This window comes from Burkholderia sp. Nafp2/4-1b (assembly GCF_003635165.1).
Taxonomy (GTDB): domain Bacteria; phylum Pseudomonadota; class Gammaproteobacteria; order Burkholderiales; family Burkholderiaceae; genus Burkholderia.
The window spans coordinates 262,507-282,987 of sequence record NZ_ML058600.1 but is presented as its reverse complement, the minus strand read 5'-3'; the positions used below and the strand labels follow the sequence as shown (position 1 = coordinate 282,987).

General features: G+C 64.1%; 19 protein-coding genes and 1 tRNA gene. 13 read left to right on the top strand and 7 right to left on the bottom strand.

Going from position 1 to position 20,481, the window contains the following annotated elements; genetic code table 11:
- Positions 1 to 106: 106 nt before the first annotated feature.
- From C7H84_RS09265 to C7H84_RS09255, 3 genes are all read right to left on the bottom strand, one after another.
- Positions 107 to 1,552, bottom strand: coding sequence for a GSCFA domain-containing protein (locus tag C7H84_RS09265; protein ID WP_121858528.1), 1,446 nt, complete (start codon positions 1,550 to 1,552; stop codon positions 107 to 109).
- A gap of 442 nt (positions 1,553 to 1,994) precedes the next feature.
- Positions 1,995 to 2,071 (bottom strand) — tRNA-Pro (locus C7H84_RS09260).
- A gap of 159 nt (positions 2,072 to 2,230) precedes the next feature.
- Complete coding sequence (locus tag C7H84_RS09255) at positions 2,231 to 3,226, bottom strand: polyprenyl synthetase family protein (RefSeq protein WP_121858527.1); 996 nt, start codon at positions 3,224 to 3,226, stop codon at positions 2,231 to 2,233.
- Positions 3,227 to 3,447: 221 nt separating this feature from the next.
- Between C7H84_RS09255 and rplU the strand changes: the two genes are divergently transcribed.
- From rplU to proB, 4 genes are all read left to right on the top strand, one after another.
- A complete protein-coding gene (gene rplU, locus C7H84_RS09245) occupies positions 3,448 to 3,759 on the top strand; it encodes a 50S ribosomal protein L21 (protein ID WP_006025184.1) in 312 nt (103 codons plus the stop codon).
- A gap of 24 nt (positions 3,760 to 3,783) precedes the next feature.
- Positions 3,784 to 4,047 carry a 50S ribosomal protein L27 gene (gene rpmA, locus C7H84_RS09240; RefSeq protein ID WP_006476999.1) on the top strand — a complete coding sequence of 88 codons (264 nt, stop codon included), beginning with the start codon at positions 3,784 to 3,786 and terminating at the stop codon, positions 4,045 to 4,047.
- A gap of 187 nt (positions 4,048 to 4,234) precedes the next feature.
- The gene (gene obgE / locus C7H84_RS09235; protein WP_121858526.1) at positions 4,235 to 5,347 is read left to right on the top strand and encodes a GTPase ObgE; all 1,113 of its coding nucleotides are present in this window, start codon (positions 4,235 to 4,237) and stop codon (positions 5,345 to 5,347) included.
- Positions 5,348 to 5,437: 90 nt separating this feature from the next.
- Complete coding sequence (gene proB, locus C7H84_RS09230; protein WP_121858525.1) at positions 5,438 to 6,556, top strand: glutamate 5-kinase; 1,119 nt, start codon at positions 5,438 to 5,440, stop codon at positions 6,554 to 6,556.
- A gap of 101 nt (positions 6,557 to 6,657) precedes the next feature.
- Here proB and C7H84_RS09225 read toward each other — a convergent pair whose 3' ends face one another.
- Both C7H84_RS09225 and C7H84_RS09220 read right to left on the bottom strand, forming a co-directional pair.
- A complete protein-coding gene (locus C7H84_RS09225; RefSeq protein ID WP_121858524.1) occupies positions 6,658 to 7,266 on the bottom strand; it encodes a CNP1-like family protein in 609 nt (202 codons plus the stop codon).
- Between the two features lie 14 nt (positions 7,267 to 7,280).
- Positions 7,281 to 7,928, bottom strand: coding sequence for an RNA pyrophosphohydrolase (locus C7H84_RS09220; RefSeq protein WP_121858523.1), 648 nt, complete (start codon positions 7,926 to 7,928; stop codon positions 7,281 to 7,283).
- Between the two features lie 227 nt (positions 7,929 to 8,155).
- On the opposite strand from C7H84_RS09220, the gene C7H84_RS09210 reads away from it, so the two are divergent.
- Together C7H84_RS09210 and C7H84_RS09205 are read left to right on the top strand one after the other, a co-directional pair.
- Complete coding sequence (locus C7H84_RS09210; protein WP_121858522.1) at positions 8,156 to 9,892, top strand: proline--tRNA ligase; 1,737 nt, start codon at positions 8,156 to 8,158, stop codon at positions 9,890 to 9,892.
- Positions 9,893 to 9,913: 21 nt separating this feature from the next.
- On the top strand, positions 9,914 to 10,522 hold the full coding sequence (locus tag C7H84_RS09205; RefSeq protein ID WP_040143346.1) for a MarC family protein: 609 nt from the start codon (positions 9,914 to 9,916) through the stop codon (positions 10,520 to 10,522).
- Positions 10,523 to 10,605: 83 nt separating this feature from the next.
- Here the strand turns inward: C7H84_RS09205 and C7H84_RS09200 are convergent, their stop codons facing one another.
- On the bottom strand, positions 10,606 to 11,157 hold the full coding sequence (locus C7H84_RS09200) for a hypoxanthine-guanine phosphoribosyltransferase (protein WP_121858521.1): 552 nt from the start codon (positions 11,155 to 11,157) through the stop codon (positions 10,606 to 10,608).
- 94 nt (positions 11,158 to 11,251) lie between these two features.
- Complete coding sequence (gene ffh / locus C7H84_RS09195; RefSeq protein WP_121858520.1) at positions 11,252 to 12,619, bottom strand: signal recognition particle protein; 1,368 nt, start codon at positions 12,617 to 12,619, stop codon at positions 11,252 to 11,254.
- 90 nt (positions 12,620 to 12,709) lie between these two features.
- Here ffh and ccsA point away from each other — a divergent pair, with 90 nt between their 5' ends.
- The 7 genes from ccsA (at position 12,710) to C7H84_RS09150 (ending at position 20,404) form a co-directional block, all read left to right on the top strand.
- Positions 12,710 to 13,603 (top strand): cytochrome c biogenesis protein CcsA, encoded by an 894-nt coding sequence (gene ccsA, locus C7H84_RS09190; RefSeq protein ID WP_121858519.1) that lies wholly within the window; start codon positions 12,710 to 12,712, stop codon positions 13,601 to 13,603.
- Positions 13,604 to 13,616: 13 nt separating this feature from the next.
- Positions 13,617 to 13,934 (top strand): PP0621 family protein, encoded by a 318-nt coding sequence (locus tag C7H84_RS09185; protein ID WP_121858518.1) that lies wholly within the window; start codon positions 13,617 to 13,619, stop codon positions 13,932 to 13,934.
- The gene (gene ampD / locus C7H84_RS09180) at positions 13,931 to 14,521 is read left to right on the top strand and encodes a 1,6-anhydro-N-acetylmuramyl-L-alanine amidase AmpD (RefSeq protein WP_121858517.1); all 591 of its coding nucleotides are present in this window, start codon (positions 13,931 to 13,933) and stop codon (positions 14,519 to 14,521) included. Before C7H84_RS09185 ends, ampD begins: the two co-directional genes overlap by 4 nt.
- A 461-nt stretch (positions 14,522 to 14,982) precedes the next feature.
- Entirely contained in the window at positions 14,983 to 17,976 is a 2,994-nt protein-coding gene (locus C7H84_RS09170) for a ribonucleoside-diphosphate reductase subunit alpha (RefSeq protein WP_121858516.1), read from the top strand.
- 365 nt (positions 17,977 to 18,341) lie between these two features.
- A complete protein-coding gene (locus C7H84_RS09160; RefSeq protein WP_039317393.1) occupies positions 18,342 to 19,553 on the top strand; it encodes a ribonucleotide-diphosphate reductase subunit beta in 1,212 nt (403 codons plus the stop codon).
- An 82-nt stretch (positions 19,554 to 19,635) separates the two neighbouring features.
- The gene (locus C7H84_RS09155) at positions 19,636 to 19,962 is read left to right on the top strand and encodes a hypothetical protein (protein WP_121858514.1); all 327 of its coding nucleotides are present in this window, start codon (positions 19,636 to 19,638) and stop codon (positions 19,960 to 19,962) included.
- A 28-nt stretch (positions 19,963 to 19,990) separates the two neighbouring features.
- Positions 19,991 to 20,404, top strand: a complete 414-nt coding sequence (locus tag C7H84_RS09150; protein WP_121858513.1) for a histone H1-like DNA-binding protein — start codon at positions 19,991 to 19,993, stop codon at positions 20,402 to 20,404.
- Positions 20,405 to 20,481: the final 77 nt, after the last annotated feature.

The window sequence follows — 20,481 nt, the reverse complement described above, 5'->3', positions numbered from 1 at the left end:
GTTCGGAAGGCCGGATCGCTTGCCGGTCGAGCCGGAAGGCGGCCTTTGCTTCCGGACAGCGCGCATTCGCTGCCCGCATCTCCCGCGGTCCGAGGTCATGCGGTTCTTACGAAAAGTGCTCGATAAACGAATCCGTGATGGCCTTGACGACATGGTCGCCCACATGAAGGGCTGCATCGTCGTCGTTGCCGTAATACGGTCCCACATGTCCGCCCAGCCAGCGCACGATCTCGAAGCTCGGCCAATAGATGACGTCGGGATGCTTGGTAACGAATTCGTGGGCGACGACCCGGAGCGTCGATTTGGAAATGCAATCGGCCTGTATTGCAGACTTGAACTCGAACGTCGTTTTCAACGGTACGGGGCTGACCGTGATCACGACCTTGACGCCCGGATTCAACGCCTTGATGTTCGCGATGATGTATTCGAGATTGGCCAGATTTTGCTGGACGGTGGTGGTTCGGAAGTCGTACATCTCCGCGAACGCACGCGAGCCCAGTGTGGAACTGGAAGGCATCACGAATTCGCCGGATTGTCGGTCGAAGAAGGCAGGAGCCACTCCGAGGGTGTAGACGAACACCTTGGCCGCGGCGAGACGGGCCCGGAGATTGTCCGGGGTGATATTGAGAGATGCAAAGAGCTCGTCGAGGCGCTCCCGGCTCTGGCCTGTGCATTGGCCTGACGCCCAGTCCACCATCTCGCGGTTTGCGAAGCTCGAATTGATGTGCTCGACGACTTCGAAGAAGTCGGCCTGATAGCCGCGTTCGATGAGGCGTACGGCAATCTCTCTTGCAAAGCATGAGCCGAGTGTAAAAAAACGGGTGTCCTTGTCGATGAAGCGCTGCTTCGGCAAGCCGTCCAGCAAGCTCGTCCGGATCACGGCCGCCAGGTCACCTCTCATTTCACGCGTGTTGGGATACTTGGCGCGCGCAACGCTCTTTCGCCGTGTGCCGTCCGAAAGCACTCTGCGGGAAAATTCAACATCGGTTTTGTTGACGACGGCGGGATTGAGTGATTGCGCGTGATCGATAAGCGCGACGGCTTCTTCAAGATCGTCGTCCGCGCGGAGTTGGGAAAGCTTCGCGAAGTGGTCGGCATTCGCCGGATCGATCTTGATAAGCCACCGATAGGCGAACTCTGCATCCTCCGGCGGCCCGACGTAGCTCGCTGCTGTCGCAAGGATCTCGAGACAGAGTTTCAGTTGAGGCCACGTCGTGGCCTCCGGCGTATTTTCGACGACGCGAAGTGCGCTTTTTGCGTGGTCTCGGCGAATCGCCCAGCTCTTGTGGAGACCGGGAAACCGCAACGCATCGAAGCAACCCAGAAAGAAGATCGCGTCTGGATTCCGCGGGTCTTGCTCGAGCGCTTGCCGAAGATGCTGGACCGCAAGGTTTAGCTGCCCCGTCTGGCCATACAGAATGCCGAGAAGGAGATTCGCTTCACAATCCGAGCTGTCGATCTGCGCGTTGGCTAGCTGCGCGATCACTTCGTGGGCACCGATGGTGCCAGCAAGCGCCTGTTTTGCCTGATTCTTCCAGCTACTGATGTCCACTCGACCTTCCCGTTGTGAGCGTTGCGCTCTTCAATCGACTATCCCGCTGGGCATCCGCTCGAACGGGAGCGGCGACGGAAAATCCGTCTGGCGCGCCAGGTTCGTTCAGTTGCTATGCCGACGAATATCGGCATGGTGCCGGCCAAACTTTATACCTGTCGCTGTGGGGACTGGATGGCAAGCGGGATGCTGATCGATGCGAGCACTAGCGCGGCGGCTTGCGCGTGGCGTCCGGCAATCGCTGCCGGTTGCATGGCCTGCGTCTCGTGTTCGGATGGATAGGTCAGGAGCAGCGTCGGGGCGTGTCGTTGATGGGCAGCACGGTCCGCTTGGCGGACGTTGCCCCAGAGGAAGGCGCCGTATTTGTCGGCATCGACACGATTGTGTTGGAGCAATGAAAAAAGCCTTGCGAACCGAAGAGATTCGCAAGGCTTCCAAATTCTGGTCGGGGTGAGAGGATTCGAACCTCCGGCCTCTACGTCCCGAACGTAGCGCTCTACCAGGCTAAGCTACACCCCGAATTTCTGCTGTTCCGACTTCGCTGTCTCGGTGAAGATCGCTGCGTCGTCACAAGCAAGAACGTAACTATAACGATGTTTTTTCTAAAAGGGAATACCTTGGTGAAGAAATTTTTCGAGACAAGGTATCGCCTCACGTTCGCGGCGCGGGTACGGCTGTTTACGACTGCCGCGACGTCGAGTACGAGCACAGCGCGAGCAGGCTTTCCTTATAGATCGAATCCGGAAACTCGGCGATCGCGGCGGCGGCGGCCTGTGCTTCCTGGCGTGCGCATTCGAGCGTATGGTCGAGCGCGCCGGAGCGCGTGATCGCGTCGAAGATCGTGTCGAAGCGATCGGTGCCGCCATGTTCGATGGCCTCGCGGGCGAGTGCCGACTGTTCGGGCGTGCCGCGTTCGATCAAATAGATGAGCGGCAGTGTCGGCTTGCCTTCGCGCAGGTCGTCGCCGGCATTCTTGCCCATCGCTTCGGCCGTGCCTGCGTAGTCGAGCCAGTCGTCCATGATCTGGAATGCGGTGCCGATTCGGCGGCCGTATTCCGCTGCCGCGGCTTCGGTCGGCGCATCGGCGCCGGAGAGGACCGCGCCCAGGCGGGCCGATGCTTCGAACAGCTTCGCCGTCTTGTAACGGATCACCTGCATGTAGCGTGTCTCGTCGACGTCCGCATCGTGCATGTTCAGAAGCTGCAGCACTTCGCCTTCGGAAATGATCGTGGTCGCTTCCGACAGGATTTCCATCACGCGCATCTTCCCGACGCCGACCATCATCTCGAACGAGCGCGAATAAAGGTAGTCGCCTACCAGCACGCTCGCCGCGTTGCCGAACAGCGCGTTGGCCGTCTGGCGGCCGCGCCGCAGTTCGGATTCGTCGACGACGTCGTCATGCAGCAGCGTGGCCGTGTGGATGAACTCGACGACGGCAGCCAGCACGTGGCGCTGGTGCGAGGTCTCGCCGAGCGCGCCGGCGACGAGCAACAGCAGGGCCGGACGCAGCCGCTTGCCGCCCGCGCCGATGATGTACTCGGCGATCTGGTTGATCAGCAGCACGTCGGACGCGAGGCTTTGCCGGATAACGCGATTCACCTGCTCCATGTCGCTGGCGATCGGAGCGAGCAGCTGGGCGGCGCTGAGGGTGGGGGAGGCGGTGGACGACGACATGATGATCGAAATGGGTGATGCGGCGGATTATAAGTCGAATCCGCGACATGCCGGTCTGTCGGACGTGCGTGCACGGCGATTTTGGCCGTCCGGCCAGGGCTTCGCGAGCGGCAATCCGAGGCAATCGTCGATCGGCTTTGACTTGGCTGCTAACCCCATGTATAATCACGTGTTTTCCGCGCGTGGTGTGCGGAAAAATTGGATCCAGAGTGAGGTTCTCAATGTACGCGGTCATAAAAACCGGCGGCAAGCAGTACAAGGTTGCCGTTGGCGAAAAACTCAAAGTAGAACAGATACCGGCTGACATTGACGCTGAAATCACGCTCGACCAGGTTCTCGCAGTGGGCGAAGGCGAATCGATTAAGTTCGGTACGCCGCTGGTCAGTGGGGCTTCCGTCAAGGCCACCGTTGTGTCGCACGGTCGTCATGCCAAGGTCACCATCTTCAAGATGCGTCGCCGGAAGCACTACCAAAAGCACGGCGGCCACCGCCAGAACTACACTGAGCTGCGCATCGACGCGATCAACGCGTAAGCGCCTCGGTAAAGGAGCAATCAGATGGCACACAAAAAGGCAGGCGGCTCTTCCCGGAACGGCCGCGACTCCGAGTCGAAACGTCTCGGCGTGAAAGTGTACGGCGGCCAGGCGATCAACGCTGGCGGCATCATCGTGCGTCAGCGCGGTACGCGCATGCACGCTGGCGAGAACGTCGGCATGGGCAAGGATCACACCCTGTTCGCGCTGGTCGACGGTCACGTCAAGTTCGCGACCAAGGGCGCGGACAAGAAGCATCTGGTCATCGTTGTCCCGGCGGCTGCCTAAGTTCAGGCACCCACGGGCTTCGTAGCCGAAAGGCCCCGCAGTCTTCGCGGGGCCTTTTTTTATTTGGCCGCCGGGCGCATGTGCGCGCCGGCGGCTGTCGCGAAACGGCGGGCAGTCGGCCGAACGGCAGATTGTTCAAGCGCGCCGGCGCGCGGCACAATAGCGGAAATACTGGTCGGAGTGACGAATGAAGTTCATTGACGAAGCACGAATCGAAGTCATCGCCGGCGACGGAGGCGATGGCAGCGCGTCGATGCGCCGCGAGAAATTCGTTCCGTTCGGCGGGCCGGACGGCGGCGATGGCGGCCGGGGCGGCAACGTCTACGCGGTCGCCGACCGCAACATCAACACGCTGATCGACTACCGTTACGCGAAGAAGCACCTGGCGCGCAACGGCGAGAACGGTCGCGGCTCGGATTGCTACGGCAAGGGCGGCGACGACGTCACGCTGCGCATGCCGGTCGGCACGGTGGTGACCGACATGGAGACGGGCGAGCTGATCGCCGACCTGACCGAGCACGACCAGCGGGTGATGCTCGCGCAGGGTGGCGCCGGCGGTCTCGGCAACCTGCACTTCAAGTCGAGCACGAACCGCGCGCCGCGTCAGAAGACGGACGGCAAGCCGGGCGAGCGGCGCATGCTGCGCCTCGAGCTGAAGGTGCTCGCCGACGTCGGCCTGCTCGGCATGCCGAACGCAGGCAAGTCGACCTTCATCTCGTCGGTGTCGAACGCGAAGCCGAAGATCGCCGACTATCCGTTCACGACGCTCGCGCCGAATCTCGGCGTCGTACGGGTCGGCCCGAGCAAGAGCTTCGTGATCGCCGATATCCCGGGGCTGATCGAGGGCGCCGCCGAAGGCGCGGGCCTCGGCCATCAGTTCCTGCGACACCTGCAGCGCACCGGGGTGCTGCTGCATCTCGTCGATTTGGCCCCGTTCGACGAAAGCGTCGATCCGGTCGCGGAAGCGACGGCGATCGTCGGCGAACTGCGCAAGTACGACGAGGCGCTGTACGAGAAGCCGCGCTGGCTTGTCCTCAACAAGCTCGACATGGTGCCGGAAGACGAGCGCGAAGCACGCGTCGCCGACTTCCTCGACCGGTTCGGCTGGGACGGCCCGGTGTTCGAGATTTCGGCGCTCACGGGCCAGGGCTGTGAGGCGCTGGTCTACGCGATCTACGATTACCTCGCCGAGCATTCGGACGCGCACCGTGCGGCGGAAGAGGAAGACCTGGCCGCGGATGTGCGCTTCCGCGATGCGCCGCCCACGGACGGCGGTGCGACGCCCGGCGACGACGCCTGAGCGGGCCTGAGACGCACCGGGCGCGGCGCCCGGTGCCGGAATTCAGTCGCGCCCGGCCGGGCAGGCATCAGATACAGGAGACGGCGCACGATGCGTTCGATCATCGCGGATTCGAAGCGATTGGTGGTGAAGGTGGGCTCGAGCCTCGTGACCAACGACGGCAAGGGGCTCGATCATGCTGCAATCGGCCGCTGGGCGGCCCAGATCGCCGCGCTGCGCGCGCAGGGCAAGGAAGTCGTGCTCGTCAGTTCGGGGGCGATTGCCGAAGGAATGCAGCGGCTCGGCTGGAGCAAGCGTCCGCGCGAGATCGACGAGTTGCAGGCTGCTGCCGCGGTCGGTCAGATGGGCCTCGCGCAAGTCTATGAAAGCCGCTTTACCGAGCACGACATCCGCACCGCGCAGATCCTGCTCACGCATGCCGACCTCGCGGATCGCGAACGCTACCTGAATGCGCGCTCGACGCTGCTCACGCTGCTGCGGCTCGGCGTCGTGCCGATCATCAACGAGAACGACACGGTCGTCACCGACGAAATCAAGTTCGGCGACAACGATACGCTGGGCGCGCTCGTCGCGAACCTGATCGAAGGCGATGCGCTGATCATCCTGACCGACCAGACGGGGCTGTTCACCGCCGATCCGCGCAAGGATCCGAACGCGACGCTCGTCGCGGAGGCCAGCGCGGGCGCGCCGGAGCTCGAGGCGATGGCCGGCGGCGCAGGCTCGAGCCTCGGCCGCGGCGGGATGCTGACGAAGATCCTCGCGGCGAAGCGCGCGGCGCACAGCGGCGCGAACACGGTAATCGCGAGCGGCCGCGAAGCCGACGTGCTGGTGCGGCTGGCGGCGGGCGAAGCGATCGGCACGCAGCTGATCGCGCGTACCGCGCGGATGGCGGCGCGCAAGCAATGGATGGCCGATCACCTGCAGGTGCGCGGGCACGTCGTGATCGACGCGGGTGCGGTCGAGAAGCTGACGGCCGGCGGCAAGAGCCTGCTGCCGATCGGCGTGATCGGCGTGCAGGGTGCATTCGCTCGCGGCGAAGTGATCGCATGCGTCGGCCCCGACGGGCGCGAAGTGGCGCGCGGTCTCACGAACTACAGCAGCGCGGAAACGAAGTTGATTCATCGCAAGCCGAGCGGCGAGATCGAGACGGTGCTCGGCTACATGCTGGAGCCGGAACTGATCCACCGCGACAACCTCGTGCTCGTGTAACCGCTCGTCGGCCACGATGCGTGGTGGCGCGAGACAATGAAAAAGCCCGCATGCGCGGGCTTTTTTGCTTCCACCAGGGCAGGCGCCCCGCGTTGCGGCGATCAGCGCAGTTGGCTCATCGCGGTGCGATGGAACTTGATGTTCTCGAGAATCTGGTGGGTCGTGCCCTGCGGCATCTTGTTCGAGCAGAAATAGTCCTGATACAGCGCCGCATGGTACGCATTCAGCTCGCCGTTCTCGATGCGACGCCAGTCGTTTTCGACCGTGCGGTCCCAGCCATCGTGATCGGAATTCAGGCCCGCGTACTGACGCCACTCGTAGGTGTCGCAGCGGATGCCTTCGTAGTTCACGTTGCGCGCGCCGGCCGGGCTCGTGATGACGACGGCATAGCGCACGACGCCGTCGGTGCCGACCGCGAGCGACTTCGCGTCGACGGCGAACTTGAGCGGCGTGTTCTGCGACACGGTGAACGGCAGCAGATCGCCGGCCTGCGGTAGCGGCGGGAGCGTGTCGACCGGGTTTTCCTTCCAGTTGCCCTGGCGGTCCAGCAGATACACGAACGCGCTGTCATCCTTGTTGGTCGGCGCCTTCGAGTTCGCGCAACCGGCCAGGGTGGCCGCCGCGATAACCGATGCGAGCGCGAGAGCAATCGCTTTCAATATGCATTCCTCGTAAAAAAAGGGCGCGACACCAAGGTCGCGCCCGGTCATGCAGTCCGACTCGTCTATTTGCCGATGATCACACTGGGCGGCATCTCGTCGAGCGTGCTCGCCTCCACTTCGATCTCCGAACAAACTACCGATGTGTCGACAATCGTCAGCGTCTGCTGGGCCTGCGCGCCGATGACGCGCGGATAGCGCGACGGACGCGGCCCACGCGGCTTTTCGGCTCGCTGCGCCGGGCGGCGCAGGAAGCGCGACAGTTCCGTCAGCGCCAACTGATAGACATCCCGCTTGAACTCGATTACCGCATCGAGGGGCACCCAATACTCGTTCCAGCGCCACGCATCGAACTCCGGGTGATCGGTCGCGCGCAAGCAAATGTCGCAATCGCGTCCGACCATCCGCAGCAGGAACCAGATCTGTTTCTGGCCGCGGTAATGGCCGCGTACTTCGCGTTTGATGAACTTGTCAGGCACCTCGTAACGCAACCAGTCGCGGGTGCGGCCGATTATCTTGACGTGTTCCGGGTGCAGGCCCGTCTCCTCGTGCAGTTCCCGGTACATCGCCTGCATGGGGGTCTCGCCGTACTTGATCCCACCTTGAGGAAACTGCCAGGAATGCTCGCGGAGCCGCTTGCCCCAAAACACCTCGTTGCGCGCGTTCAAGAGGATGATGCCGACGTTCGGGCGAAAGCCTTCACGATCCAGCATACAACCACCTTCGAATCCTTTAAAATTGCTTTGATTATAAACAGATAACGGGCGCTGCGCACCGTGGTGGAGCGAAACCGCGCGGGGTGCACCGGCTGAATTGTCCCTGATTTGTCTGCTACGTCGTCTGCGCCATCGTCGTCTATCGTTGTTCGTCGCGCGCAGCTTTTTCACCTTGAAACTTTTTCGGGCGCCCCGCCTGGGGCGCCGTATTTGGAACCGTCCGCATGAAAGCTTCCCGTTTCTTTATCGGCACCCTCAAAGAAGCACCGGCCGACGCAGAGATCGTCAGCCACAAGCTGATGGTGCGCGCCGGCATGATCCGTCGTGTCGCCGGCGGCATCTACAACTACCTGCCGGTCGGCTTGCGTTCGATTCGCAAGGTCGAGGCGATCGTGCGCGAGGAAATGAATCGGGCAGGCGCCATCGAGCTGCTGATGCCGGCCGTGCAGCCGGCTGAGCTGTGGCAGGAATCGGGCCGCTGGGAGCAGTACGGCCCTGAGCTGCTGCGCTTCAAGGACCGCAAGGACAACGACTTCGTGATCGGGCCGACGCACGAGGAAGTCGTCACCGACATCGCGCGCAACCAGATCAAGAGCTACCGGCAGATGCCGGTGAACTTCTACCAGATCCAGACGAAGTTCCGCGACGAGATCCGTCCGCGCTTCGGCGTGATGCGCGGCCGCGAGTTCATCATGAAGGACGCGTATTCGTTCGACAAGGACGCGGCCGGCCTCAACGAGTCGTATCGCAAGATGTATGACGCGTACGTGCGGATCTTCACGCGCCTCGGCCTCGAGTTCCGTGCGGTCGCGGCCGACAGCGGCTCGATCGGCGGCAACTTCTCGCACGAGTTCCACGTGATCGCCGATACCGGCGAGGACGCGATCGCATACTGCCCGACGTCCGACTTCGCGGCGAACGTCGAGGCAGCCGAAGCGCTGCCGCTGATTGCCGAGCGCGCTGCGCCGGCCGAAGCGATGGAGAAGGTCGCGACGCCCGGCAAGGCGAAGTGCGAAGCCGTCGCCGAACTGCTGGCGATCCCGCTCGAGCGCACGATCAAGTCGATCGTGCTCGCCACCGAGAATGAAGGCGCCGAGCCGACCATCTGGCTCGTGATGCTGCGCGGCGACCACGACCTGAACGAGATCAAGGTATCGAAGCTGCCGGGGCTGAAGAACCACCGCTTCGCGACCGAGCAGGAAATCGTCGAATGGTTCGGCACGCCGCCGGGCTATCTCGGCCCGGTCGGCACGAAGAAGCCGGTGAAGGTGATCGCCGATCGCACGGTTGCGAACATGAGCGACTTCGTGGTCGGTGCTAACGAGGTCGACTATCACATCGCCGGCGTGAACTGGGGCCGCGACTTGCCGGAGCCGGAAGTCGCCGACGTGCGCAACGTGAAGAAGGGCGATCCGTCGCCGGATGGCAAGGGTGAGATCGACATCTGCCGCGGCATCGAAGTCGGCCACGTGTTCCAGCTCGGCACCAAGTATTCGGAAGCGATGGGCGCGACGTTCCTCGACGAGTCGGGCAAGCCGCAACCGATGCTGATGGGCTGCTACGGCGTCGGCGTCACGCGTATTCTCGGCGCGGCGATCGAACAGAACTTCGACGACCGCGGCATCATCTGGCCCGAGTCGATCGCGCCGTTCGAGGTCGTGCTGTGCCCGATGGGCTACGACCGCAGTGACATGGTTCGCGAAGCCGCCGACAAGCTGTACGCGGAACTGAGTGCCGCCGGCATCGACGTGATCCTCGACGATCGCGGCGAGCGCCCGGGCGTGATGTTCGCCGACTGGGAACTGATCGGCGTGCCGCACCGTCTGGTGATCGGCGAGCGCGGCCTGAAGGAAGGCAAGATCGAGTACCAGGGCCGCCGCGACGCCGAAGCGACGCTGCTGCCGGCCGACACGGCCGCGGCGACGGTGACGGAGAAGATCCGCGCCGCGCTCGCGCGCTAAGCGCTTCGACCGGGGGACACGGTGGAATACACCTTCCTGTCGGCCACCGTGCTCCTCGTGCTGATCACGGATCCGCTCGGCAACATCCCGCTGTTCATCACGGCGATGCGCGACGTGCCGCGCGAGCGGCGCGTGAAGCTGATCCTGCGTGAAGTGGGGATCGCGTTCGTGATCCTGCTGTTCTTCATGGTGGTCGGCGACCGCTTCCTGCGGATGATGAGCCTCACCGACCTGTCGCTGCGGCTCGGCGGCGGGATCGTGCTGTTCCTGATCGCGCTGCGGATGATCTTCCCGCATCCGGACGGCGCGCTCGGCAGCGATCCGCGCGCGGGCGGTGAACCGTTCATCGTGCCGCTCGCGATTCCGGCGCTCGCCGGGCCGTCCGCGCTCGCGACGGTGATGCTGCTGACGTCGCAGGCGCCCGGCAAGATGTTCGAGTGGGTTGGCGCGCTGACGGTCACGATGATCGTCTGCGCGATCACGCTGGTGCTGGCCGAAAGAATCCAGGCGTGGCTCGGCGAACGGACCGTCGCCGCGTTCGAACGGCTGATGGGCCTCGTGCTCGTCGCGATCTCGGTCGAGATGCTGCTGGCGGGCATTCGCGCGTTCGTGCACCAGTTGCAGCCTTAGGCGCGTGCGGCACGTGCGGACGAAAAAAAGCGGCGCGCCGGGAAACCGGCGCGCCGCTTTTCCTTACAGGACGGGCAGGGCGATCAGACGTTCGCGGTCAGCGCGCGGATCGTCGGCAGGTTGCGCCAGTAGCCCTTGGCGTCCATCCCGCAGCCGAACACGTAGCGATCGGGCACCGCGAAGCCGCAGAAGTCGGGATGCAGCGGTTTCGCCTTCGCGAGCGTCTTCTCGCACAGCACGGCGGACATGAAGCGCGTTGCGCCCATGTCGAGGATGCGGTCGCGGATCGCGGCCATCGTCTCGCCTTCGTCGAGGATGTCGTCGAGCACGAGCACGATGCGGTCCTTCACCGATTCGCGCGGCGCGACGCGCCAGTGCATCTCCGGGCTGCCCTGCGTCGTGTTGCGGTAGCGGGTCAGGTGGATGTAGTCGAATTCCAGCGGGAAATCGAGATGCGGCAGCAGCATCCCGGTAAACACCGCGGCGCCGCCCATCACCGAGAGAACGAGCGGGAACGCGTCGCCGATCTCGGCGCGGATCGCGTCGGCCATCTTGGAGATCGACGCGTTGACGGCATCGGCCGAGACGATCTCTTCCGAGTGGTCGAAAATGTGGAGGGCTTCTTCGCGGTTCATGTGTTCTGGCGGGCAGTCGGTATACAAATAAGGATGAAGCAGAACGGGCGGCGCGCGCTACGGCAAAAACCCGCGCGCCGGCCGACGGGCGAAATCAGCGCATGCCGGGCATCATGCCCTTCAGGCCGCGCATCATCTTCTGCATGTTGCCGCCCTTCAGCTTCTTCATCATCGTACGCATCTGGTCGTACTGGTTCAGCATCCGGTTGACTTCCTGCACCGGCACGCCCGCGCCGGCTGCAATGCGGCGCTTGCGCGTCGCCTTGATGATTTCGGGTTTCGCGCGCTCGGCGGGCGTCATCGAGCTGATGATCCCTTCCATCCGGCGGATCGACTTCTCGGCCTGCCCCATGTCGGCGCCGGCCGCCGCCTGCTGGAACTGCGCGGGGAGTTTATCCATCAGCGACGACAGGCCGCCCATGTTCTTCATCTGCGAGATCTGCGCGCGGAAATCGTTCAGGTCGAAGTCGCCGCCTTTCTTGACCTTGTCGGCGAGCTTCTGCGCGGCCTGCACGTCGACGCCGCGCTGCGCTTCCTCGACGAGCGCGAGGATGTCGCCCATGCCGAGGATCCGGTTCGCCATCCGGTCCGGATGGAACACCTCGAGGCCGTCGAGCTTTTCGGCGACGCCGACGAACTTGATCGGCTTGCCCGTGATGTGACGCACCGACAGCGCGGCGCCGCCGCGCGAATCGCCGTCGAGCTTGGTCAGCACGACGCCGGTGAGCGGCAGCGTGTCGTTGAACGCCTTCGCGGTGTTGACCGCGTCCTGGCCGAGCATCGCGTCGACGACGAACAGCGTTTCGGCCGGCTTCAGCGTGCCGTGCAGCGCGGCGATTTCCTGCATCATCGCCTCGTCGATACCGAGGCGGCCGGCCGTGTCGACGATCAGCACGTCATGGTAATGGCGCTTCGCCCAGTCGACGGCCGCGACGGCGATGTCGACGGGCTTCTGCTCGGGCGTCGACGGGAAGAAGTCGGCGCCGACCTGTTCGCTCACCGTTTTGAGCTGCATGATCGCGGCCGGGCGATACACGTCGCACGACACGGTCAGCACCTTCTTCTTGTACTTCTCGCGCAGCAGCTTCGCGAGCTTGCCGACGGTCGTGGTCTTGCCGGCACCCTGCAGGCCGGCCATCAGGATCACGGCGGGCGGCGTGACCGCGAGGTTCAGCTCGGCGGCCTTGCCTTCGTAGTCGCCGCCGATCACGGCGGTCAGTTCCTTCTGGACCACGCCGACGAGCGCCTGGCCCGGCGACAGGCTACTGATCACTTCCTCGCCGAGCGCCTTTTCCTTGACCTTGGCGATGAATTCGCGGACGACGGGCAGCGCGACGTCGGCCTCCAGCAGCGCGAGACGCACCTCGCGGAGCATCTCCTGGGTGTTCGCCTCGGTAAGCCGGGCCTCGCCGCGCAGCGTCTTGACGACGCGCGCCATCCGTTGAGTGAGATTGTCGAGCATGGGGAGCGATGGACAGTGGGGCCCGAAGGCGCAACGGAACCTGACAAAAGGGAGCCGTCGCGGGAAGGGGGCCTAGTGTAAACTTCGAACATGGATATTGTACTGTATGCCCTCACCGCATTCCTGTACGGCGGCCTCGCCGTCGCAGGCTGGCGCACGCACCGCCAGGGCGCGACGCCGCTCGTCGCGAGCGTGCCGGCCGTGCCGGTTCCGGCGTCCGCCGCGTCGGGGATGAGCGGCGCAGGCCGCGCGCTGCTGTTCGCGGCGCTCGTCGCGCACGGCGTGCTGCTCCACATGACGATCTTTCCGCACGACGCGATGGTGTTCGGTTTCGCGTTCGCGCTGTCGGCGATGTTCTGGCTCGGCGCCGGCATCTACTGGATCGAGAGCTTCTTCTTCCCGCTCGACAGCCTGCGCCTGCTGGTGCTGCCGCTCGCATGCGGCGCGTCGCTGCTGCCGCTCGTGTTCGGCGGCGTGCGGGTGCTGCCTTATGCCGCAGCGCCGCTGTTCAAGATGCACTTCCTGATCGCGAACATCGCGTACGGCCTCTTTGCGATCGCCGCGCTGCACGCGGTCCTGATGCTGATGGTCGAGCGGCGCCTGCAATCGCTGAGGAGCGGCGGGCGCGACGGCTCGACCGGCTGGATCGCGAGCTGGCTCGAAACGCTGCCGCCGCTGCTCACGCTCGAGAAGCTGCTGTTCCGCCTGATCGGCGCCGGCTTCGTGCTGCTGACGCTCACGCTCGCATCGGGGATCCTGTTCAGCGAGCAGGTCGATGCGCGCCTGCTGCGGCTCGATCACAAGACCGTGTTCGCGGTGCTGTCGTGGCTGATGTTCGGCGGCCTGCTGGTCGCCCGCAAGACGTCGGGCTGGCGCGGGCGCGGCGCCGCGCGCTGGGTGCTCGTGTCGTTTGCCGCGCTGCTGCTCGCGTATGTCGGCAGCCGGTTCGTTTTCGAGGTGCTGCTGCACCGCTCCGTGGTTTGAACGCAGGTTTCCGATGCGACAGATTCTTCTCCTGATTCTTCTTTTCTTCGCGGGTTCGTGGCTCGCGCGCAAGGTGCGCCACGCGCAGGAGCACGCGCAGGCGCGCACCGGCCGCGCGGGCGGCTACGACGGCGCGCCCGGTCATGGCGGCGCCGGTGCGGGCGGCCCGAACGGCGATGCGCGCGCGCTGCCGGAACCGATGGTGCGCTGCGCCGAATGCGGCGTGCATGCGCCGAAGGGCGACGCGGTTGCCGCCGGCGGCGAATACTTCTGCAGCACCGAGCACGCGCAGCGTCACGGCGCACGCGCGAGCGGCCACGACGCACGATGAGCGACGCAGCGCTGCTGTCGGTCGACGCGCACGGCTGGGTGCGTGAAGCGCGCCACGCACCGTCGGCGAATTTCGAGGTGCGGCCGGCCGGCGCGGTGCCGACGCTCATCATCGTGCACAACATCAGCCTGCCACCCGGCGAGTTCGGCGGCGACGCGATCGAGGCGCTGTTCCTCAATCGCCTCGATTGCGATGCGCACCCCTATTACCAGAGTCATCTGCGCGGCGTGCGCGTGTCCGCGCACTTCCTGATCCGCCGCGACGGCGAGCTCGTGCAGTTCGTGTCGTGCGACGAGCGCGCATGGCATGCGGGCGCATCCGAGTTCTTCGGCCGGCCGCGCTGCAACGACTTCTCGATCGGCATCGAGCTCGAAGGCGCGGACGACGTGCCGTTCGACGCCGCGCAGTACGCGACGCTCGGCGTGCTCGCACGCACGCTCGCCGCGCGCTACCCGATCGACGCCGTGGCCGGACATTCCGACGTCGCGCCGGGCCGCAAGACCGACCCGGGGCCGCACTTCGATTGGCAACGCTTCGCAGGCGATGCCGGCTTTTCCGCCGAATACTTTCCTTTCCGTCAGCACTGAGCGCGGCGTTTTTGAGACCGCGAAATTTTTTTTTCCGACCAATGCCTTGTCACGTCTGCGCCTGCGCGGGGCGGGGGTGATGTCAATACCTTCAGCGCAAATTATCCGTTTTGACCTCGTCGGAATGTCCACTATACTTGGTGCCAGTTGAGCAGTTCTGTACTAGATATAGTGTGTGTCGCAGGGAAAACCCGAGCGGCACCGGCCGGCGGCCAACCGGCGGACAGGGTTCTCAGGGCGGCGCGCCAGGCCATGCGGTCTGGGTGTCGCGACCAAGCGCAGCGAACCTCGACGGGGTGGAGTACACATGACGAAGCACACGACCGGCTCGGTTGTCGCGCATCGGCCGAACCGGCTTCCCCGACGCATCGCTCGCCTCTTACCGCTCGCGCACCGCATTGCGCAGCGTTCGTTTTAATCCGCGGTTCTCTCCGCACCATCCAACACCAGGAGCTTTGCACATGCAAACCACCGACAACGCGACGTCCCAGTACGAGAGCGCCTCGAGCCGTCCGCTCGGCGGGACCGAACAGGGCGCACAGGCGCTCGCGCCGCAGGCCACGTTCGCCGACTACAAGGTGATCCGCCGCAACGGCAGCGTCGTGTCGTTCGAACCGTCGAAGATCGCGATTGCGGTGACCAAGGCTTTCCTGGCCGTCAATGGCGGGCAGGGCGCGGCATCGGCGCGCGTACGCGAGCTCGTCGAGCAGCTGACGCACAACGTCGTGCGCGCGCTCGTGCGCAGCCGTCCGAACGGCGGTACGTTCCATATCGAAGACATCCAGGATCAGGTCGAACTCGCGCTGATGCGCGGCGGCGAGCACAACGTCGCGCGTGCGTACGTGCTGTATCGCGAGAAGCGTCACCTCGAGCGCCAGCATGCGGGCGAGGAAGCAGCGGCAGCGGGCGGCGAATCGAGCGCAGGCATCAACGTCGTCGACAACGGCGTTTCGCGCCCGCTCGACCTGCAAGCACTGCGCGCGCTGATCGTGTCGGCATGCGAAGGTCTCGGCGCTGCGGTTAACCCTGACCCGATCGTCGCGGAGACGGTGAAGAACCTGTACGACGGCGTGCCGATGAGCCAGGTCTACGACTCGGCGATCCTTGCTGCGCGCACGATGATCGAAAAGGATCCGGCGTACAGCCAGGTCACGGCCCGCATCCTGCTGCACACGATCCGTCGCGAGATCCTCGGCGAGGAAGTGCTGCAGGCCGAGATGTCGACCCGCTACGCGGAATACTTCCCGCAGTTCCTGAAGCGCGGCGTCGACGCCGGCCTGCTCGACGACAAGCTGCTGCAGTTCGACCTGAAGCGTCTGGGCGAAGCGCTCGACGCGAACCGCGACCTGCAGTTCGGCTACCTCGGCCTGCAGACGCTGTACGACCGCTACTTCCTGCACGTCGAAGGCAGCCGCATCGAAATGCCGCAGGCATTCTTCATGCGCGTCGCGATGGGCCTGTCGCTGAACGAGATCGACCGCGAAACGCGCGCGATCGAGTTCTACAACGTGCTGTCGAGCTTCGACTTCATGAGCTCGACGCCGACGCTGTTCAACTCGGGCACGCACCGCTCGCAGCTGTCGTCGTGCTACCTGACGACGGTCGCGGACGATCTCGACGGCATCTATGAAGCGCTGAAGGAAAACGCGCTGCTGTCGAAGTTCGCCGGCGGTCTCGGCAACGACTGGACCCGCGTGCGCGCACTCGGCTCGCATATCAAGGGCACGAACGGCAAGTCGCAAGGCGTGGTCCCGTTCCTGAAGGTCGTCAACGACACGGCCGTCGCGGTCAACCAGGGCGGCAAGCGCAAGGGCGCGGTGTGCGCGTACCTCGAATCGTGGCACCTGGACATCGAGGAGTTCCTCGAGCTGCGCAAGAACACCGGCGACGATCGCCGCCGCACGCACGACATGAACACGGCGAACTGGATTCCCGACCTGTTCATGAAGCGCGTGATGGAAGGCGCCGACTGGACGCTGTTCTCGCCGTCGACCTGCCCGGACCTGCACGACAAGTTCGGCGCGGAATTCGAGGCGGCTTACACGGCTTACGAAGACAAGGTCGCGCGCGGCGAGATCAAGCTGTTCAAGAAGATCCCGGCGCAGCAGCTCTGGCGCAAGATGCTCGGCATGCTGTTCGAAACGGGCCACCCGTGGATCACGTTCAAGGATCCGTGCAACGTGCGCTCGCCGCAGCAGCACGTCGGCGTCGTCCACTCGTCGAACCTGTGCACGGAAATCACGCTGAACACGAGCGACACCGAGATCGCGGTGTGCAACCTGGGTTCGGTGAACCTGGTCGCCCACCTAGTGAAGCAGGCCGACGGCAGCTACGCGCTCGACCACGACAAGCTGAAGCGCACGATCAGCGTCGCGATGCGCATGCTCGACAACGTGATCGACATCAACTACTACGCGGTGCCGAAGGCGCGTAACTCGAACCTGAAGCACCGTCCGGTCGGCATGGGCATCATGGGCTTCCAGGACTGCCTGCACCTGCTGCGCACGCCGTACGCGTCGGAAGCGGCGGTCGAGTTCGCCGATCGTTCGATGGAAGCGGTCTGCTACTACGCGTACTACGCATCGACCGAGCTGGCCGAAGAGCGCGGCCGCTACTCGAGCTACCGCGGCTCGCTGTGGGATCGCGGCATCCTCCCGCAGGACACGCTGAAGCTGCTGACGGAAGCGCGCGGCGGCTACGTCGAGGTCGACACGTCGGAGTCGCTCGACTGGACGACGCTGCGTTCGCGGATCGCGGCACACGGCATGCGTAACTCGAACTGCGTCGCGATCGCGCCGACGGCGACGATCTCGAACATCATCGGCGTGTCGGCGTGTATCGAGCCGACCTTCCAGAACCTGTACGTGAAGTCGAACCTGTCGGGCGAATTCACGGTGGTCAACGAGTACCTCGTTCGCGACCTGAAGGAACGCGGCCTGTGGGACGAAGTGATGGTTGCCGACCTGAAGTACTTCGACGGCATGCTGTCGCGCATCGACCGCATCCCGGCCGACCTGCGCGCGATCTACGCGACCGCGTTCGAGGTCGATCCGACCTGGCTCGTCGAAGCGGCATCGCGTCGTCAGAAGTGGATCGACCAGGCGCAGTCGCTGAACATCTACATGGGCGGCGCGTCGGGCAAGAAGCTCGACGAGACCTACAAGCTCGCATGGCTGCGCGGCCTGAAGACGACCTACTACCTCCGCACGATGGCGGCGACGCACGTCGAGAAGTCGACGGTCGCACACGGCGCGCTGAACGCAGTGCCGACGGGCGGTGCGGGCGGCAGCGGCGGCGCGCAAGGCGCTGCGGGCGGCTTCGGTGCGGCCGGCGGCGGTGCGTCGTCGGGCGCGGTCAACGCGGCGCCGGCACTGGCGCCGGTCGAAGCAGACGGTCCGGTGTGCACGATGCGTCCGGGCGATCCCGGCTTCGACGAGTGCGAAGCGTGCCAGTAACGCAGTGCGCCTGAGCTGAGAAGCAGGCCCGAGCGGCGCACACGACAACCGATCGAGGTTGAAGTGTGCGCCGCTCTCAACTAAAAAAATGATAAGGAATCTGTAACGCGACACCTGCGTTGCAGGCAATGACAAACGATCGAAACATCCCCGACGACGTCGCGTTTCGATCAGCGTTCGATGCGTCGAGCGCACCTCGCGATACAAGCGCGACTCACATCGCGCGCTGCATGAACGACGATGCGTTGCTCAAAGTGTTGTATCGAGGTCGCAACGCGAATCGAAAAAAGGATTTTTCGTGAGCGAACCCTTTTATCGCTCAGGAAAAGATGGTACAAACCGTTCTAAATTGATGGTGAGAATTTATGCTCAACTGGGATGACGAGAAGACTGCCGTAACCCCCGCGAGCGGAGCGCAGCAAAACGCGATGCGCACCTCCGCCGGGATGGCTGTCGGAATGCAGGCTGCTGCGCCTGCCGCCCATCAGGTCCGTGACATTTTCGAAGGCGATCTTGCGGTGCCGCCGCAAGCATCGGCTGTTCCCGCCGGCGGTTCGGAAGCGCGGGTGAACGTTGCGGACAAGCGCATCATCAACGGCCAGACTGACGTCAATCAGCTGGTGCCGTTCAAGTACAAGTGGGCGTGGGAAAAGTATCTGGCCGGTTGCGCGAACCACTGGATGCCGCAGGAAATCAACATGTCCCGCGACATCGCACTGTGGAAGGACCCGAACGGTCTGACCGAGGACGAGCGCCGCATCGTCAAGCGTAACCTCGGCTTCTTCGTGACGGCCGACTCGCTCGCCGCGAACAACATCGTGCTCGGCACGTACCGCCACATCACGGCGCCCGAGTGCCGGCAGTTCCTGCTGCGCCAGGCGTTCGAAGAGGCGATCCACACGCACGCGTATCAATACATTGTCGAATCGCTCGGTCTCGACGAAGGCGAGATCTTCAACGCGTACCACGAGGTCACGTCGATCCGCGCGAAGGACGAATTCCTGATCCCGTTCATCCACACGCTGACGGATCCGGCCTTCAAGACCGGCACGCTCGAAGCGGATCAGAAGCTGCTGAAGTCGCTGATCGTGTTCGCCTGCATCATGGAAGGCCTGTTCTTCTATGTCGGCTTCACGCAGATCCTCGCGCTCGGCCGCCAGAACAAGATGACGGGTGCTGCAGAGCAATATCAGTACATCCTGCGCGACGAGTCGATGCACTGCAACTTCGGCATCGACCTGATCAACCAGATCAAGCTCGAGAACCCGCATCTCTGGACCGCGGAATTCCGCGCCGAGATTCGCGAGCTGTTCAAGCAGGCTGTCGAACTCGAATACCGCTACGCCGAGGACACGATGCCGCGCGGCGTGCTGGGCCTGAACGCGTCGATGTTCAAGAGCTATCTGCGCTTCATCAGCAACCGCCGTTGCCAGCAGATCGGCCTCGATCCGCTGTACCCGAACGAGGAAAACCCGTTCCCGTGGATGAGCGAGATGATCGACCTGAAGAAGGAACGCAACTTCTTCGAGACGCGAGTGATCGAGTATCAGACGGGCGGCGCGCTGTCCTGGGAATAACCCGCAGCAGCGAACCCGTCACATGATGGAGCAGCCGGCGGCCTCTCGGCCCCGGCCCAAGGTTTAGGAGCAAGAACGCCTGATGCAAAGCATGCCCGGTGCCTTAACGGCCCAACGACATGATCGGCACTTTGCGAACCCTTCAGTGGGATGGGCAAACTTCCCTCCGGAAAAAGCGGACAGCCGTGTGGCGATCCGCTTGATCAAGCGATTAGGGGTAGCGGCGCGGGGTGCGCCGGCTACCGACTTGATTTGGCGCGCGAGGCCATGGGGTCACGCGCGCCATACCGTATTCATTAGCGTAAGCGCGCGGTATCCGCGTACGCCGATGAATAGCCCGCTTCGAAGCGCACGTCCTGAACAGCGTCCGCGGGAAGCGGGTTTTGACGAAGGGTGTAGTTTGAACTGACTCTCATCTGAACCTGAAGGAGAACAACATGGCTACTGCCAAGAAGAAACCGGCTGCTAAGAAGGTTGCTGCCAAGAAGACCGTTGCGAAGAAGGCTGCTGCTCCGGCGAAGAAGGCCGCTGCAGTGAAGAAGGTTGCTGCGAAGAAGGTCGCGGCGAAGAAGGTTGCTGCGAAGAAGGCAGCGCCGGCGAAGAAGGCTGCTGCGAAGAAGGCTGCGCCCGCGAAGAAGGCTGCTGCACCGACGGCAGCTGCACCGAAGGCTGCTGCTCCGGCGAAGAAGGCCGCTGCACCGAAGAAGGCTGCTGCTCCGAAGAAGGCCGTCGTGAAGAAGGCTGCACCGGCAACCACCGCGTCGACCGCATCGGTTGCGCCGGCATCGGGCGTGAAGACCGCGCTCAACCCGGCAGCGGCATGGCCGTTCCCGACCGGCAGCCGTCCGTAATCGCGGCTGATCGGTATCACCCGGACACTCGCGTGGTGTCCGTGGGTTGAGTAGCGCTACTCAATCGGTCCCGCCAT

Coding starts and splice junctions, on each gene's coding strand:
- obgE (WP_121858526.1), top strand. CDS start 4,235: ATGAAGTTCATTGACGAAGCACGAATCGAAGTCATCGCCGGCGACGGA.
- C7H84_RS09150 (WP_121858513.1), top strand. CDS start 19,991: ATGGCTACTGCCAAGAAGAAACCGGCTGCTAAGAAGGTTGCTGCCAAG.
- ampD (WP_121858517.1), top strand. CDS start 13,931: ATGAGCGACGCAGCGCTGCTGTCGGTCGACGCGCACGGCTGGGTGCGT.
- rpmA (WP_006476999.1), top strand. CDS start 3,784: ATGGCACACAAAAAGGCAGGCGGCTCTTCCCGGAACGGCCGCGACTCC.
- proB (WP_121858525.1), top strand. CDS start 5,438: ATGCGTTCGATCATCGCGGATTCGAAGCGATTGGTGGTGAAGGTGGGC.
- C7H84_RS09155 (WP_121858514.1), top strand. CDS start 19,636: ATGCAAAGCATGCCCGGTGCCTTAACGGCCCAACGACATGATCGGCAC.
- C7H84_RS09220 (WP_121858523.1), bottom strand. CDS start 7,928: ATGCTGGATCGTGAAGGCTTTCGCCCGAACGTCGGCATCATCCTCTTG.
- C7H84_RS09255 (WP_121858527.1), bottom strand. CDS start 3,226: ATGTCGTCGTCCACCGCCTCCCCCACCCTCAGCGCCGCCCAGCTGCTC.
- rplU (WP_006025184.1), top strand. CDS start 3,448: ATGTACGCGGTCATAAAAACCGGCGGCAAGCAGTACAAGGTTGCCGTT.
- C7H84_RS09170 (WP_121858516.1), top strand. CDS start 14,983: ATGCAAACCACCGACAACGCGACGTCCCAGTACGAGAGCGCCTCGAGC.
- C7H84_RS09185 (WP_121858518.1), top strand. CDS start 13,617: ATGCGACAGATTCTTCTCCTGATTCTTCTTTTCTTCGCGGGTTCGTGG.
- C7H84_RS09160 (WP_039317393.1), top strand. CDS start 18,342: ATGCTCAACTGGGATGACGAGAAGACTGCCGTAACCCCCGCGAGCGGA.
- C7H84_RS09225 (WP_121858524.1), bottom strand. CDS start 7,266: ATGACCGGGCGCGACCTTGGTGTCGCGCCCTTTTTTTACGAGGAATGC.
- C7H84_RS09200 (WP_121858521.1), bottom strand. CDS start 11,157: ATGAACCGCGAAGAAGCCCTCCACATTTTCGACCACTCGGAAGAGATC.
- C7H84_RS09210 (WP_121858522.1), top strand. CDS start 8,156: ATGAAAGCTTCCCGTTTCTTTATCGGCACCCTCAAAGAAGCACCGGCC.
- ccsA (WP_121858519.1), top strand. CDS start 12,710: ATGGATATTGTACTGTATGCCCTCACCGCATTCCTGTACGGCGGCCTC.
- ffh (WP_121858520.1), bottom strand. CDS start 12,619: ATGCTCGACAATCTCACTCAACGGATGGCGCGCGTCGTCAAGACGCTG.